This is a genomic window from Bradyrhizobium diversitatis, from assembly GCF_016031635.1.
Classification (GTDB): Bacteria; Pseudomonadota; Alphaproteobacteria; order Rhizobiales; family Xanthobacteraceae; genus Bradyrhizobium; species Bradyrhizobium diversitatis.
Map to the genome: position 1 here is coordinate 180726 of NZ_JACEGD010000016.1, position 15945 is coordinate 196670.

The window sequence follows — 15945 nt, forward strand, 5'->3', positions numbered from 1 at the left end:
CGGCGGCTGCCGCCTCACAACGAATCATTTGCGCGACAGGGTTAACGTCGGTGATGCTCCTGCACGTGCCGAAAACGCCGCCGCTCACTAGCCTGTAGGATGGGTAGAGCGTGGCCGGCCGCAAGACCGCGAGACGATGTCCATTGGTGAGATTGCAGCAATCTCTCGTGCCCCGGACGCAGCGCAGCGCGCCGCGTCTTCGCGGCGTGATGCGCTGCAGAGCCGGGGCCCATGTTGCGGCAATGCGCTCTGTGGCTTCTGTTGGGGTGGACGGCCCCCGACGGCATCAGTGTGCCAGAATGAGGTCGGTCTAGAGTCCCGGCTCGGCGGAGCAACGCTTGCGGCGTTGCTGCTTGTCCGGGACACGTGATCATCACCCCAGCCCTGCCGCGCCGCCACCAAGTTCATCTTGCACTGCGGCGGAAAAATATCGCACACTCGCGCTTGCCGGGCATCCAAGCGAGCTCGAACCAAGGAGCGAGCCATGTCCCTCCAGACCGTACCATCCGACAGCACTGAACCCCGCGCCAACCGCCCTGATGACGTCCAGGCGCTCGAGGCCGACGCGCGCATGCGGGACGACATCCGCCTGCTCGGGCGCATCCTCGGCGACACCGTGCGCGACCAGGAGGGCGCCGAATTGTTCGACCTGGTCGAGCGCATCCGGCAGACCTCGATCCGGTTCCACCGCGACGAGGACCGGCTCGCCCGCCGCGAGCTCGAGCAGATCCTCGACAGCATGTCGACCTCCGAGACGGTGCGGATCGTCCGTGCCTTCAGCTATTTCTCGCACCTTGCCAACATCGCCGAGGACCAGAACAACATCCGCCAGATGCGCGCGCGTGCTGCCAAAAGCGGCGGCTCCGGCGTGCTGGCGGACACGCTGGCCCATGCCAAGGCGGCGGGCATTGGTCCCGATCAGCTCCGCAACTTCTTCAAGACCGCGCTGGTCAGCCCGGTGCTGACCGCGCATCCGACCGAAGTCCGCCGCAAGAGCACCATGGACCGCGAGATGGAGGTCGCCGGCCTGCTCGACCGCCGCGAGCGGGTCGCGTTGACCGCGGAGGAAGCGGCCGCCAGCGACGAGCAGCTTCGCCGCGAGGTGCTGACGCTGTGGCAGACCAATCTGTTGCGCCGGACCAAGCTGACCGTGCTCGACGAGGTCGCCAACGGCCTGTCCTTCTACGACTACACCTTCCTGCGCGAGGTGCCGCGGCTTGTAAACGCGCTCGAGGACCGGCTGGAGGAGGACGGCGCACAGGCTGCCGGCGAGCTCGCCTCGTTCCTGCGCATGGGCAGCTGGATCGGCGGCGATCGTGACGGCAACCCCTTCGTCACCGCCGACGTCATGCGCGGCACGCTGCGGCTGCAGTCGAGCCGGGTGATGCAGTTCTATCTGAACGAGCTGCACGTGCTCGGCGCCGAGCTGTCGATCGCGGCTCATCTTGCCGACGTCTCGGAGGAGCTGCGCAACCTGGCGGAGCGCTCGCCGGACACCTCGCCGCACCGAAGCGGCGAGCCTTATCGTCTCGCGGTGTCCGGCATCTATGCCCGGCTCGCCGCAACGGCCGAAATGCTGGAGGTCGAGATCACACGCCGGCCGGTCGGCAAAGCGGCGCCTTACGCCAGCGTCAAGGAGCTGCAGGCCGATCTCGACGTGCTGCACCGCTCGCTGATCTCCAACAACGCCCGCGTCATCGCCCGCGGCCGGCTGCGGCTGCTGCGCCGCGCAGTGGACTGCTTCGGCTTCCATCTCGCCCGGCTCGACATCCGCCAGAACTCGGCCGTGCACGAACGCACCATCGCCGAGCTGATGGACGCCGCCAATCCCGGCATGTCCTATCTCGCGCTCGGCGAGGATGCCCGCATCTCGCTGCTCACCAACGAATTGCGCTCGACGCGCGCGCTGGTCTCGCCCTTCGTCAAATACAGCGACGAGACCATGGGGGAGCTCAACGTCTTCCATGCCGCCGCGGAAGCGCATGCGAAGTTCGGCTCGGACGCCATCCCCCAATGCATCATCTCGATGTGCAAGGGCATGTCGGACATGCTGGAAGTGGCCGTGCTGCTCAAGGAGGTCGGCCTCGTCCATCCTTCCGGCCGCAGCGCCATCAACATCGTCCCGCTGTTCGAGACCATCGAGGATCTGCAGGCCTCATCCGGCATCATGGATCGCATGCTGTCGCTGCACGACTACCGCCGGCTGGTCGACAGCCGTGGCAGCGTGCAGGAGGTCATGCTCGGCTATTCCGACTCGAACAAGGACGGCGGCTTCGTCACCTCGGGCTGGGAGCTCTACAAGGCCGAGATCGGCCTCGTCGAGGTGTTCGAGCGCCACCACGTGCGGCTGCGCCTGTTCCACGGCCGTGGCGGCTCGGTCGGCCGCGGCGGCGGGCCGAGCTATGACGCCATCATCGCGCAGCCCGGCGGCGCCGTGAACGGCCAGATCCGCATCACCGAGCAGGGCGAGATCATCTCGTCGAAATATTCCAACGCCGAGGTCGGCCGCAACAATCTGGAGATCCTCGCCGCCGCGACGCTGGAGGCGAGTCTCCTGCATCCGCGCCAGAGCGCACCGCGCCGCGAATATCTGACCGCGATGGACGAGCTTTCCAATCTCGCCTTCAAGGCCTATCGCGGCCTGGTCTACGAGACCGACGGCTTCGTCGATTATTTCTGGGCTTCCACCGTCATCAACGAGATCGCGACGCTGAACATCGGCAGCCGTCCGGCCTCGCGCAAGAAGACCCGCGCGATCGAAGACCTTCGCGCCATCCCCTGGGTGTTCTCCTGGGCGCAATGCCGCCTGATGCTGCCGGGCTGGTACGGCTTCGGCAGCGCGGTCGAGCAATGGATCGCCGAGCATCCCGACAAGGGCATGCCGTTCCTGAAGGAGCTCTACCAGGAATGGCCGTTCTTCCGCATGCTGCTGTCGAACATGGACATGGTGCTGGCGAAAAGCTCGATCGCGATCGCCTCGCGCTACGCCGAGCTCGTGCCCGACGAAGCCTTGCGCGAGAAGATCTTCGGCCGTATCCGCCGCGAATGGCATTCCTGCATCGAGACGCTGCTCGACATCATGGGCCAGGACCGGCTGCTCCAGGGCAATCCGCTCCTGGAGCGCTCCGTACGCCACCGCTTCCCTTATCTCGACCCGCTCAACCACGTGCAGGTCGAACTCTTGAAAGAGCACCGCGCGCAGAACCCGGACGAGCAGGTGCTGCGCGGAATTCAGCTGACCATCAACGGCATTTCGGCGGGGTTGAGGAATACGGGGTAACCTCACCCGTCGTTCCGGGGCGCCCGAAGGGCGAACCCGGAACCTCGAGATTCCGGGTTCGATGCTGCGCATCGCCCCGGAATGACGGTGTGCCCCTCAACAGAAATGCGCGCCCTGCGTTTCCACATAGACCGCATAGAGCGACTGGCTCGCGGTCATGAACAGGCGGTTGCGCTTCTTGCCGCCGAAGCAGACATTGGCGCAGGTCTCAGGCAGCAGGATCTGCCCGATCCGCGCGCCGTCGTTCGGTGCGAACACCTGCACGCCGTCATAGCCCGGGCCGACCCAGCCGGCGCCGACCCAGATATTGCCCTCGGTGTCGACGCGAAGGCCGTCCGGAAAGCCTGACTTGCCGTCGAGCTTCATGTCGATCAGCTTCTTCGGGTTCGACAGCTTTGGGCCGTCGACGTCATAGGACCACACCACGTTCTCCGCTTGCGGGTAATGTGTGATGCCGGTGTCGCAGACATAGAGCTTCCTGTAGTCGTGGCTGAAGGCGATGCCGTTCGGCTTGAACGGTTCGTCGGCGACCTTCGCGACTTGACCGGTCTGGGGGTCGAGACGATAGACCGCTTCCTTCTGGTGGGGCTGGAGCGAGCCCGTCTTGGCGAGCTTGCCTTCGTAGATGCTGATCGCGCCATAGCCGGGATCGGTGAACCAGATCGCCTTGTCGTTGGGATGGACCACCATGTCGTTGGGGCCGTTGAGCGGCTTGCCACCCGCCTGCTCGGCCAGGGTCGTGACCGAGCCGTCGTGCTCGTAGCGCACGAGGCGGGTGCGTTCGGCGCTGAGCTGGCGGCCCTCGGTGTCGAACGAGTTGCCGTTGGATTCGTTCGACGGCTTGTGGAACTGCTCGGAGATATGGCCGTCATCGTCGAGATAGCGAAGCTGGCGGTTGGCGGGGATGTCGCTCCAGACCAGATATTGCCCCTGCGCATTCCACGCCGGCCCTTCCGCCCAGAGGCAGCCGGTGTAGAGCCGCTTGATCGCGGTGTTGCCGACCTTGGCCTTGAAGCGTTTGGGATCGATCACGACGATGTCGGGGTCGGGATAGCGCTGCGGTTCGGCATTGGCGCCGAAGTCGCGGGCATTGGCCTGTGAGGCAAGGATGGTGGACGCCGCGAGAGCCGCGGTGCCTTTGAGGAGAGTGCGGCGTCCAAGGCCGCCGGTCGCAGTGGTGTAGTCGGTGTTGGTCAGTATTCTTGTCATGGTTTCCTCCCAAAGTTTGTTGGGAGGACACCATTCGCCCCCATTCGGGCGTAAAGCGGGGCGATCTCAGGCGGAGACAACCAGAGATCGCAGGGCAGGGATGCCGGAAATGCAGCTAGACCGGATCCCAGGTGAAGATGTCGGCGGAGCGGTCGAGCTTGTAGAACGAACCCTTGAGCGCCGGCATGCCATGTTCCGCGATCGATTGCGGCGTCCAGCCTTCGCTCCGCTGCACCGAGCGGATCGGCCGGTTCTGGCTGAACAGGAAGATCTCGTTCATGCGCACGCCGAAGATTTGGCCGGTGACGTCCTTGGCGGAATCGCCGAGCAGATAGCCGCAGAGCGGGGCGATCTTCTCCGGTCCCATCTGCTTGATCTTCTCGACGCGCGCTTTCTCGGCCTCGGTCTCGGTCGGGATGGTCCCGATCATGCGGGTCCAGGCGAACGGCGAGACGCAGTTGGAGCGCACGTTGAAGCGGCCCATGTCGAGCGCGATCGACTTCGACAGGCCGACGATGCCGAGCTTTGCGGCGGCGTAATTGGCCTGGCCGAAATTGCCGATCAGGCCCGAGGTCGAGGTGAAGTGCACGAAGGAGCCCGACTCCTGCTCGCGGAAGACGCGGGCCGCGGCGTGGCTGACGTAGAATGAGCCCATCAGGTGCACCTTGATGACGGCCTCGAACGCTTCCACGCTCATCTTGTGGAAGATCATGTCGCGCAGGATGCCGGCATTGTTGACGACGCCGTCGAGCCGGCCGAAATGGTCGGTCGCGGTCTTCACGATCTTGCTGGCGGGGATCGCTTCCGCCACCGACTCGAAATTGGCAACCGCCGTGCCGCCGCGCTTCTTGATCTCCTCGACCACCTCCTCGGCCGGAGCAGCGTTCGCGCCGGCGCCGTCCGCGGCACTGCCGGGATCGTTGACGACGATCTTGGCGCCCTCTGCCGCGCACAGCAGCGCGATCTCGCGCCCGATGCCGCGGCCTGCGCCGGTGACGATGATGACCTTGTCTTGCAGTGATTTCGACATGTGGGTTCTCCTGTTGGTCCGTCATTCCGGGATGGTGCGACGCACCAGACCCGGAATCTCGAGATTCCGGGTTCGCGCCAAGAGGCGCGCCCCGGAATGACGGTTAGCTACCTCTCGTTCGTAAACACGATCGTGCCGCTTGCGGCGAACATGCCGCCGACGCCGTGGCACACCGAAATCTTCGCGTTCGGCACCTGTGCCGGCGCGATGCCGCGCATCTGGCGGACGCTCTCCTGGAGCGCGTACATGCCGTACATGCCCGAATGCATGTAGCTCAATCCGCCACCATTGGTGTTGAGCGGCAGCTTGCCGCCCGGCCGCGTGTTGCCGTCCGCGATGAACTGGCCGGTCGCCTCATAAGGCATGAAGCCGAGATCGCCGAGGCCGAACAGCGGCAGATGCGCGAACGCATCGTAGATCATGAGATGATCGACGTCCTTGTGGGCGATGCCGGCCTCCTTGAACGCCAGCGGCCCTGCAGTCTTGAACGCGCGCGAGGAATTGAAGGTCTCCATCTGGCTGACCATCGGCGTCTCCACGCTCTCGCCGGTGCCCATGATGTAGACGGGCTTGCGCGGAAAGTCCCTGGCGCGGTCCGCCGAGGTCAGGATCAGCGCGCCGCCGCCGTCGGTGACGAGGCAGCACTGGAGCAGGCGGAACGGATAGGCGATCATGCGCGAGTTCAGCACGTCGGCGACCGTGATCGGGTCCTTCATCATCGCGCGCGGGTTCTTCGCCGCCCATTCCCGCTGCACCACCGCCACCGAAGCCAGCTGCTCGTGGGTGATGCCCCAGGTCTTCATGAAGCGCAGCACGGGGATCGGAAACATGCTGGGCGGACCGTAGACGCCATAGGGCGCCTCGAACTGGCCGTTGAGGCTGTCCGGCGGGGTCGAGCGCGGCAGCTTGCCGATCATCGACTTGCCGCTCTCGGCATGGGTGATCAGCACGGTCTGGCACAGGCCTGCCTCGATCGCCGCGGCGGCATGGCGGACGTGGAGCATGAACGAGCAGCCGCCGACCGAGGTGCCGTCCACCCAGGTCGGCTTGATGCCGAGATAGTGGCAGACCTGCTGCGGCGTCTCGACCGCGGTGGCAAAGCCGTCGATGTCGGACAGCTTCAGCCCGGCATCCGCAATGGCGTTGAGCGCGGCGTCCGCATGGAGCTGGAGCTGCGAGGCGTTGGGGATGATTCCGAGCTCAGTGGTCTCGGCGGCGCCGACGACGGCAACCTGGTTCTTGCGCATGGCTTATCCCTTCGCCGGACGGAAGACGGGGAGGGTGATCTTGTCGTCGAGCTCCTGGAACGCGACCTCGAGCTTCATGTCGAGCTCGAGCGCCTCCGGCGTCTGCGGGCAGTCGATGATGTTGCTCATCATCCGCGGGCCTTCGTCGAGCTCGACCACGGCGATGGCGTAAGGCGGCGTGAAGCCCGGCGCGGCGGGGCGGTGGTTGATCACGTAGCTGTAGAGAAAGCCCCTGCCGCTCGCCTTGAAGATGCTGACCTTGCGCGAGGCGCAGGAGGGGCAGAACGGGCGCGGCGGGAAGTAGACATGCGCGCAGGCGTCGCAGCGCTGCAGCCGCAGTTCGCCCGCTTTCGTGCCGTCCCAGAAATGCTGGGTCTCCGGCGTCGGTTTCGGTCGCGCGCGCTGCGGTTCGGCCATGTCAGGGGCTCCTCCCAAAAGACAGGCTTCGCGCCCGCCTGATCTTGATGCGACAATCGACTATGGTGCGTCAACGGTCCAGCAATACGCATGCATGCCATCATGCGCACAATGCTTGTGTCGAACTGAGCCAGCGCTATAGATTGCGCGCGCCAATATTCCGTGAGACAGACATGCCCGATTTTCCGACACTGGCGAAACTCGCCGAAGACCTCGAAAGCGGCCGCACGACCGCCCGCAAGCTGGTCGAGGCGTGCATCGCCAGGATCGCCGATCCCGCCGGCGAAGGCCAGCGCGCCTTCATCCATGTCGACAAGGACGCCGCGCTGGCGGCGGCCGATGCAATGGACGGCTTGCGCAAGGTCAACGCGGCGCCGTCGCGCTTTGCCGGCATCCCGATCTCGATCAAGGATCTCTTCGACATCAAGGGCCAGGTGACGCGCGCCGGCTCGCGCGCGCTGGACGATTCGCCGCCGGCCGAGCAGGATGCCGCAACGGTGGCGCGGCTGCGCAGGGCGGGGTTCGTCGTGATCGGCCGAACCAACATGACCGAGTTCGCCTATTCCGGCATCGGCATCAATCCGCATTACGGCACCCCGAAGGGCGTCTGGAATCGGAGCGAGGGCCATGTGCCCGGCGGCTCCTCCTCGGGTGCGGCCGTTTCGGTGCTGGATGGCATGGCGCATGGTGCGCTCGGCACCGACACCGGCGGCTCCTGCCGGATTCCGGCCGCCTTCAACGGCATCGTCGGCTACAAGCCGACGCAGCGCCGCGTGCCGCTCGACGGCTCCGTGCCGCTCTCGTTCTCGCTCGACAGCATCGGCCCGCTGGCACGATCGGTCAGCTGCTGTGCCATACTCGACGCCGTGCTCGCGAACGAGCCGATCGTCGCATTGAAGCCGCGGCCGATCCAGGGCATGCGGCTCGCGGTGCCCACCACGATCGCGCTCGACGACCTCGACGCAGAAGTGGCCAAGACCTTCGAGCGCGCGTTGAAGACGCTTGCGGATCACGGCGCTATCATCGAGCGTATCGAGATGGCGGAGTTCCACGATGTCGGCCCGATGAATGCCAAGGGCGGTTTTGCGGCCTCTGAAAGCTATGCCTGGCATCGTTATCTCATCACGTCCAAGGGCGACGTCTATGATCCCAGGGTCGCCGTGCGCATCATGCGCGGCGAGTCACAGAGCGCGGCCGACTACATCGATCTCCTCAACGAGCGCCGCTCGCTGATCGCCCGCGTCAATGCGCGCATTGCACCCTATGACGCGCTGGTGTTGCCGACCACCGCCAACACGCCGCCGAAGATCGCCGATCTCGCCGACGACAAGGCCTTCACCACCGAAAACCTGCGCGCGCTACGCAACTGCACCCTGATCAACATGATCGATGGCTGCGCCATCTCGATCCCTGCACATCGTGACGGCGACGTTCCCGTTGGCCTGATGCTGGCGGGGGCGGGCGGATCGGACCGTCGCATTTTCGAGCTTGCTGCCGGCATGGAGGCCGTCATTCGTGTTTGACCTGACTTTCACCGTCGATGCCCAGGACACCACCACGCCGCTGACACTGGCGATCGACCAGATGGTCATCGCCGGCTGGACCGGCCGCGATCCCGTCGCCCGCGACAAGCACATCGCCGAGCTGCAGGAGATGGGCATCGCTCCGCCGGCGTCGACCCCGATCTACTACCGCGCCTCGGCGCGGCGACTGACCCAGGATGACCGCATCGAATGCACCGGCGGCGATTCCAGTGGCGAGGTCGAGTTCGTGCTGATCGGCTGGCAGGGCCGCATCTTCGTCGGCTGCGGCTCCGACCACACCGACCGCAAGGTCGAGGCCTACAACGTCACGGTGTCCAAGCAGATGTGCGACAAGCCCATCGCCTCCACTTTGTGGGAGCTCGAGGACATCATCGCCCATTGGGACAGGATGATCCTGCGCTCCTACGCCACCATCAAGGGCGAGCGCGTGCTGTACCAGGAAGGCACGCTCGACGCGATGCTGCCGGTCACCGAGCTCATCGCGCGCGGCTTTGACGGCGGCAAGTTCCCCGACGGCTGCGCCATGTTCGGCGGCACCTTCGCCGCCAAGGGCGGCATCCGCCCCGCCGACCGCTTCGACTTCGAGCTGGAGGACCCCGTGCTGAAGCGCACGATCAAGCACGGCTACGACGTGGTGACGCTGCCGGTGCGGGGTTAGGTCCCCTGCGTTGCGACGCGACTCTCTCCCCGTCATCGCAATGACGGGGAGAGAGTCGGAAATCGGGTGGCGGCGGACGGATGGGTTTTGCGAGAGTCATGGCCATGACAGCAACAGCACGCAAGTCGCCCGCCAACTCGCCCGTGGATCTCGCCACCCACATCGAAGCTCTCGACTGGCCGCAAATCACCGCCGAGCTCGACTCCCAGGGCTGCGCCGTCCTGAAGGGCCTGCTCACGCCCGATCAATGCCGCGACATCGCCGCGCTCTATCCCGATGACGCGCACTTCCGCAGCCGCATCGTCATGGGCCGTCACGGCTTCGGCCGCGGCGAGTACAAGTACTTCTCCTATCCGTTGCCCGGCCTGATCGCGCAGCTGCGCCCGGCGCTCTATGCGCATCTGCAAGGCGTCGCCAATCGCTGGAACGAGGCGATGGGGATCGACATCCGCTATCCCGAAAGCCATGCGGCCTTTCTGAAGCGATGCCATGGGGCCGGACAGGCGCGGCCGACACCGCTGCTGCTGCAATACGGGGACGGCGACTACAATTGCCTGCACCAGGACCTCTATGGCGAGCACGTGTTCCCGCTCCAGGTCGCGATCCTGCTCTCCGAGCCGGGCCGCGATTTCACCGGCGGCGAGTTCGTGCTGACCGAGCAGCGCCCGCGCATGCAGTCCCGCGCCGAGGTCGTGCCGCTGGCGCAAGGCGATGCAGTCGCCTTCGCTGTGCATCACCGCCCGGTGCAGGGGACACGCGGCATCTACCGCGTTAATCTACGCCATGGCGTCAGCCGCATCAGGTCCGGCCAACGCCACACCCTGGGCGTGATCTTTCATGATGCCAAATGAGCGCTGCGATTGACGGGTGATCTGTTCGACAGTGTTGCCGAGGCGCAGCCGTCGCGTGAGGAGATCGCGGACGGCGCCGTGCTGCTGCGCGGCTTCGTCAAGCCGATCGAGAGCGAGCTGATCGACGCGGTGCGCGCCATCGTGGCACAATCTCCGTTCCGGCGGATGACCACGCCCGGCGGGCATCTGATGTCGGTGGCGATGACCAATTGCGGCGAGCGCGGCTGGATCACCGATCACACCGGCTATCGCTACGATCCCGTCGACCCGCGCACCGGCGCGCCTTGGCCGGCGATGCCGCCTGTGTTCCGAGATCTCGCCCGCCGCGCTGCGGAGCAGGACGGTTTCGCCGGCTTCGCGCCCGATGCCTGTCTCGTCAACCGCTACGAGCCGGGCACGCGGCTCTCGCTGCACCAGGACAAGGACGAACTGGACTATTCGGCGCCGATCGTCTCGGTCTCGCTCGGCCTGCCCGCGACCTTCCTGTTCGGCGGCCTGGCGCGCAGCGACAAGCCGCGCCGCTTCCGGCTCGTCCATGGCGATGTCGTGGTCTGGGGCGGGCCGAGCAGGCTCGCCTATCACGGCGTGGCGCCGCTCGCCGATGGCGAGCATTCGCTGCTCGGACGGCGGCGCATCAACCTGACCTTTCGCAAGGTGCTCTGAGGCATTCCCAAGAGGCATCGCCGTCGTCTAAGCTGCTGCGAGGGGGCGGCGACATGACTACTGCACAGGTCTCGACTGGCGCGAGCACGAGCGCATCGCGCACGGGGCTCTATCTGGCAGTTCTGCAACTCGTGTTCACGCTGGGCTGGACGACCTATGTCGTCTACCTGCCGAAGCTCGCAGCGGATGTCGGCCTTGCGCCGGCGGCCGTGATCCTCATCCTGATGTTGGACCAGGCGATCTTCACCATCGCCGATACCGCGATGGGGATCGCGGCCGACAAGCTCGCGCCCGTCGTCGGGCGGCTCGGCCTGTTCGTCGGCGTGCTGGCGGCGATCTCCTGCGCCGCCTTCGTTGCGCTGCCTTTCGTGGCCGGCATCGGCGCGGGCGCGCAGGTATGGTTGATCGCGCTGATCGTGGTCTGGTCGATCACGTCATCGGCCCTGCGCGCGCCGCCGCTGACCTTGCTCGGCAAGTACCGCGCTATGCCGCAGGTGCCGTTCCTCGCGGCGCTGGCCATGCTGGGCTATGGCGTCGCCGGCGCCGTCTCGCCCTATCTCGGCGTAGTGCTGCGCGAGCACGATGCGCGGCTGCCGTTCGTGATATCGAGCGCGGTGCTGCTGCTGACGGCGCTGGGGCTCTCACGGATCGAGTACGACGTGGCGCGCGACACCGTGCGGCCGGTGCCGGCCGAGGCGGCCAAGCCGCTGGGCCTCGTCCCGATCGCCTTCATCGTCGCGATGGTGGCGCTGGCGCTCGGCTATCAGCTGCACTTTTCCATGAACAGCGCGCCGTTCTATCTGCGATTCGCCAAGCCGGATGATCTGCAATGGCTGATGCCGGTGTTCTGGATCGGTTTCAACATTGCGATGTTTCCGGCGAGCCTGGTCGTCAAGCACCGGGGCGGCCTGATCGTGCTGGGTGCCGCCGGCCTGTTCGGTGCGGTGGCGATTGCGACGGCCGAATTTGCCGGCAGCCTCAATACGCTGATCGTCGCCCAGTTCCTCGCCGGAGCCGCGTGGGGCTGCATGCTGATGAGCGCAGTCTTGGCCGCGCTTGCGATCGGCTCGACCGGCGCGGAGGGAAAGGTCACGGGCCTCGTGTTCTCGGCGCTCGCGCTCGGCACCTTTGCGCGCATGGCGGCGGTCGTGGGCGGCCTGCAGAAGATGCCGGAATACACGCCGCTGCTGCACTGGGCGCCGGTCGCCTGCTGGTCGGTCGCAGGCGCGGGCCTGCTGGTGATTGCGGCCGCGCGGCTCCAGGGCGGTGCTCAGCTCAAGGCTTCGGCGGGTGGATGAAGGCCCAGGGGCTCACTTCCGAATCCCTGGTTACCTCGACCGAGATCAGATATGGCCCGCCATGAGCCAGTGCCTTCTCCAGCACGGCCCTGAACGGATCCGGCGCGGTGACGCGCGCGGCCGCGATGCCAAAGGACTCCGCGAGCTTGACGAAATCCGGGTTGACGAGGTCCGATGCCACCACGCGGCCGTCGAAACGTTCGCGCTGGTCGCGGCGGACGTTGCCATAGGCGTTGTTGTTGAACACCAGCGTCACCACGCCGATGTTGAACTGCACGGCGGTCGAAAGCTCCTGCACGCCGAACATGAAGCCGCCGTCGCCTGTGATGGCGACCACCGGCTTGTCGGGATTGGCGACCTTCGCACCAAGTGCGGTCGGAAAGCCCGAGCCGAGCGTGCCCTGGTAGCCTGAGGTGATGAAGGTGCGTGGCTGATAGACCGGGAAGCCGTACCAGGAAGCGAAGCCGACCTGCGACAATTCATCCGTGACGATCGCGTTCGCCGGCAGCACCTCGCGCAGGATGTCGAGATAGGCCATCTGCGGCTGGATGCGCTGGATCTCGGCTTGCGCGGTCGCGGTCGCCTCGCGGATCGCCTCCCGCCGGCCACGGGTGCGCGCATAGCCGGCTTTCTTCACGGCCGCGACGAGATCGGCCGTACCGGCCTTGGCGTCGGCGACGATGGCCGCATCGGAGGTGATCCGGCGCATCTCGGCCGGGTCGATATCGATCCGAATGGATTTCAGTCCACTCGGTTGATAAGGCCAGCGAAAGCCCGAGGCCGGCAGCTCCGCGCGGGTGCCGATTGCAATCATCAGATCGGTTGTCGGCCAAAGCTTGTAGGCCGCGGCCATGGTCAGGCCGAGTTCGTGCGCGTTGGAGACGATGCCGCGGCCGCTGCGGAAGGCGACCACGGGCGCATCGATCATCTCGGCGAGCTCGAGGATCTCCTCGCCCGCCTCGATCGCGCCGCTGCCGACGAAGATCATCGGCGCCTTGCTGGTCTTGATGCGCGCGGCCGCCTGCCTGACCAGGTCGGGATCGGGCGGCGGTGCGGGCAGCGGCTCCAGCACTTGAGCCGCCGCCGTCTCCGCGCGCTGGGTGAAGACGTCCCAAGGCATCTCGACGGAGGCGGGGCCGCGCCGCCCCGACATCATCTCCTGGAACGCGCGCGCCACGACCGTCGGTGCGTTGCCGGGATATTCGATCCGGTCGGCCCATTTCACATAGGTGCGCAAGGTCGCGAGCTGATCCGGCATCTCGTGCAGATGACCGCGGCCCTTGCCGAGGAATTGCGTCGGCACCTGGCCGGTGACGCACAGCACCGGCTCGTTGCAGCCGAACGCCGTGAGCAGTGCCGCGCTGGCATTGAGCACGCCGGGGCCGGGCACGACGCTGAACACGCCGGGCCTGCCGCTGGAACGCGCGTAGCCGAACGCCATGTAGCCGCAGGCCTGCTCGTGCCGTGCGCCGATCACCTTGAGCTGGGCCTGGTGGAAGGCGTCGAACAGACCGTAGACCTGCGCGCCGGGCAGGCCGAATACTGTGTCGACGCCGTGGGCGACCAGGCCGCTTACGATCGCTTCGCCGCCGGTGAGGGTGGTCATCTGGTTATTCCACTTCGATGATTGTTCAGGCTTCGTCGACGACGCCGTTGCGCAAGCGGCCGATACCCTCGGCCTCGACCTCGACGACGTCGCCGGGCTTCAGGTACCGCGGCGGATCGAACCGTGCGCCCGCGCCGGTCGGCGTGCCCGTGACGATGATATCGCCGGGCACGAGGGTTGCGAAGGTCGAGATATAGTTCACGAGATAGCGGAACGGAAACATCAACCGGCTGGTGCGATCGTCCTGCCTGAGTTCGCCGTTGACATGCGTGGTGAGCCTGATGTCCGCAATCTGCGATTCCGATGTGTAGGGCACGAGCCACGGACCCAAGCTGCCGCTGGAGTCGAAGTTCTTGCCCTGGGTGACGTTGAACTTGGCGTGGCGCAGCCAGTCGCGCACCGAGCCCTCGTTACAGAGCGTCAGCGCGGCGATGTGATCGAGCGCGGCACTTTCGGGAATGTGCCGGCCTTGCTTGCCGATCACCAGCACGATCTCGCCCTCATAGTCGAGCTGCGCGGACGCGCGTGGGCGCACCAGCGGCGTGTCGTGCCCGACGAAGGAGCGCGGCGAGCGCATGAACATGCTGGGATATTTCGGCGCGTCCTGGCCGTCTCTGTACTCGGCGTTGCGGTCGGGATAGTTGACGCCGATGCAGATGATTTTCTCCGGCGCGGGCACCGGCGGCAGCCACGTGATCTCGCTGAGCGCGTGATCGGGTGCGCGCCCGGCAGCCTCTTCGGCGAGGTTCAAGAGCTTGCCTGCCGCGATCACCTCGCGCAGCGTCGGATAGTCCTTGCCGTAACGCGCGGAGAGATCGACGAGGCCGCCGTCCACGACGGCGCCGTAGCGGGTGTCACCTTTGAAGGAATAGGTGGCGAGGCGAGGGAGTTTCATAGGCAATCTATCTCTCTTGTCGTCCCGGCGAACGCCGGGACCCATACCGCGTGATCTATCGATAGCGCGCGATGGCAATCCCGAACGACCAAACTTCGCCAAACTCCTCCCTGTGGTTATGGGTCCCTGCTTTCGCAGGGACGACGGGGAGAGAGGCTGAGCCTGTCACCGGCATCAGTCCGCCACCAGCACGTCGGCCACGAATTTCGGCTCGCGCACGGCCTGGCCCGAAAACGGCGAGCCCTGCTCGAACCAGGAGCGCGGCGCGGGTGCGCCCCACAGCGTCTGGCGGCGCGGATCGCGCAGCGACCAGCGCAGCGGCTCGTGGTCGTGATCCCCCGTGAAGTAGTCGCTGGTGTAGAGCTCGAGGCGGTGTCCGTCGGGATCGCGCACATAGAGGAAGAACGCGTTCGAGATGCCGTGGCGTCCCGGTCCGCGCTCGATGTTCTTCACGAAACCTTGCGAAGCCATGACATCGCAGAGATGGATGATGTTCATCGCCGTCGGCGTCCAATAGGCGAAATGGTGCAGGCGCGGACCCTTGCCGTTGGTAATGGCGAAATCATGGACGTTGCCCTTGCGATGCATCCAGGCCGCGGCGATGCGCCCGTTCGGGCCGTCCTCCTCGGCATATTCAGTGAGGCGGAAGCCGAGCCGGGCGTAGAATTCCATCGTGTCCTGCACTTCGGCAGCGAAGACGTTGAAATGATCGAGCCGCTGCGGATGGCACCCCCTGTAGAGGTCGTAGCGGCGCAGCATATGAGGCCGCCGGTCCATCGAGGCGTAGAGCTCGATCTGGAAGCCGAAGGGATCGGTGAACTGCAATGTGCGGGCCTGGAACGGCTGATCGACGAAGGCGTAGGCCAGGCCGTTCTCCGAGAGAAACGCGGCGGCCTTGTCGAGATCCCCGTCGTTGCCGACCTTGAAGCCGAGCCGCGCGCAGGCCGGCGCTGCCGCCTTGCGCAGCACCAGCGAGTGATGCTGGTGCTCCTCGGCCGCGCGCAGGTAAACGACATCGTCGTCGGCATCCTCGGCATGTAGGCCGACGATGGTCTCGTAGAACTCCCGGCTCAGCTTCAGGTCGGTGACGTCGAGCACGACGTGGCTGGAGCGGATGATGTTGAACGGCGGCTCGAAGACGTGTTGCGGTACGGGCATTGGCGTTTCCCCTCGTTAGGCCCCGTCATCCGGGGCGGTCCGCAGGACCGAACTATGGTGCGCAATTGCGCACTTGAGAATCTCGAGGT

General features: G+C 66.0%; 13 protein-coding genes. 6 read left to right on the top strand and 7 right to left on the bottom strand.

Going from position 1 to position 15945, the window contains the following annotated elements; genetic code table 11:
* Nucleotides 1-484: 484 nt before the first annotated feature.
* Nucleotides 485-3280 carry a phosphoenolpyruvate carboxylase gene (gene ppc, locus H1B27_RS19220; protein WP_197967121.1) on the top strand — a complete coding sequence of 932 codons (2796 nt, stop codon included), beginning with the start codon at nucleotides 485-487 and terminating at the stop codon, nucleotides 3278-3280.
* Between the two features lie 96 nt (nucleotides 3281-3376).
* Here the strand turns inward: ppc and H1B27_RS19225 are convergent, their stop codons facing one another.
* The 4 genes from H1B27_RS19225 to H1B27_RS19240 form a co-directional block, all read right to left on the bottom strand.
* A complete protein-coding gene (locus H1B27_RS19225; RefSeq protein WP_197967122.1) occupies nucleotides 3377-4489 on the bottom strand; it encodes an SMP-30/gluconolactonase/LRE family protein in 1113 nt (370 codons plus the stop codon).
* A gap of 115 nt (nucleotides 4490-4604) precedes the next feature.
* On the bottom strand, nucleotides 4605-5519 hold the full coding sequence (locus H1B27_RS19230; protein ID WP_197967123.1) for an SDR family NAD(P)-dependent oxidoreductase: 915 nt from the start codon (nucleotides 5517-5519) through the stop codon (nucleotides 4605-4607).
* A 107-nt stretch (nucleotides 5520-5626) separates the two neighbouring features.
* Nucleotides 5627-6766: a thiolase C-terminal domain-containing protein gene (locus H1B27_RS19235; RefSeq protein WP_197967124.1), complete on the bottom strand. Its 1140-nt coding sequence runs from the start codon at nucleotides 6764-6766 to the stop codon at nucleotides 5627-5629.
* Nucleotides 6767-6769: 3 nt separating this feature from the next.
* Nucleotides 6770-7183, bottom strand: coding sequence for a Zn-ribbon domain-containing OB-fold protein (locus tag H1B27_RS19240; protein ID WP_197967125.1), 414 nt, complete (start codon nucleotides 7181-7183; stop codon nucleotides 6770-6772).
* A 173-nt stretch (nucleotides 7184-7356) separates the two neighbouring features.
* On the opposite strand from H1B27_RS19240, the gene H1B27_RS19245 reads away from it, so the two are divergent.
* The 5 genes from H1B27_RS19245 to H1B27_RS19265 all read left to right on the top strand — a co-directional run bounded on the left by H1B27_RS19245 (nucleotide 7357) and on the right by H1B27_RS19265 (nucleotide 12197).
* Nucleotides 7357-8706 (top strand): amidase, encoded by a 1350-nt coding sequence (locus H1B27_RS19245; RefSeq protein ID WP_197967126.1) that lies wholly within the window; start codon nucleotides 7357-7359, stop codon nucleotides 8704-8706.
* Complete coding sequence (locus H1B27_RS19250) at nucleotides 8699-9385, top strand: DUF2848 domain-containing protein (protein WP_197967127.1); 687 nt, start codon at nucleotides 8699-8701, stop codon at nucleotides 9383-9385. Before H1B27_RS19245 ends, H1B27_RS19250 begins: the two co-directional genes overlap by 8 nt.
* Before the next feature lie 104 nt (nucleotides 9386-9489).
* Nucleotides 9490-10236, top strand: a complete 747-nt coding sequence (locus tag H1B27_RS19255; protein ID WP_197967128.1) for a 2OG-Fe(II) oxygenase — start codon at nucleotides 9490-9492, stop codon at nucleotides 10234-10236.
* 9 nt (nucleotides 10237-10245) lie between these two features.
* On the top strand, nucleotides 10246-10899 hold the full coding sequence (gene alkB, locus H1B27_RS19260; RefSeq protein WP_197967129.1) for a DNA oxidative demethylase AlkB: 654 nt from the start codon (nucleotides 10246-10248) through the stop codon (nucleotides 10897-10899).
* A gap of 53 nt (nucleotides 10900-10952) precedes the next feature.
* The gene (locus tag H1B27_RS19265) at nucleotides 10953-12197 is read left to right on the top strand and encodes an MFS transporter (protein ID WP_197967130.1); all 1245 of its coding nucleotides are present in this window, start codon (nucleotides 10953-10955) and stop codon (nucleotides 12195-12197) included.
* Here the strand turns inward: H1B27_RS19265 and H1B27_RS19270 are convergent.
* The 3 genes from H1B27_RS19270 to hpaD form a co-directional block, all read right to left on the bottom strand.
* Nucleotides 12175-13803, bottom strand: coding sequence for a thiamine pyrophosphate-dependent enzyme (locus H1B27_RS19270; RefSeq protein ID WP_197967131.1), 1629 nt, complete (start codon nucleotides 13801-13803; stop codon nucleotides 12175-12177). The two genes, H1B27_RS19265 and H1B27_RS19270, sit on opposite strands and share 23 nt — an antisense overlap.
* Nucleotides 13804-13828: 25 nt before the next feature.
* Nucleotides 13829-14698, bottom strand: coding sequence for a fumarylacetoacetate hydrolase family protein (locus tag H1B27_RS19275; RefSeq protein ID WP_197967132.1), 870 nt, complete (start codon nucleotides 14696-14698; stop codon nucleotides 13829-13831).
* 174 nt (nucleotides 14699-14872) lie between these two features.
* Nucleotides 14873-15856 (bottom strand): 3,4-dihydroxyphenylacetate 2,3-dioxygenase, encoded by a 984-nt coding sequence (gene hpaD / locus H1B27_RS19280; protein WP_197967133.1) that lies wholly within the window; start codon nucleotides 15854-15856, stop codon nucleotides 14873-14875.
* Nucleotides 15857-15945: the final 89 nt, after the last annotated feature.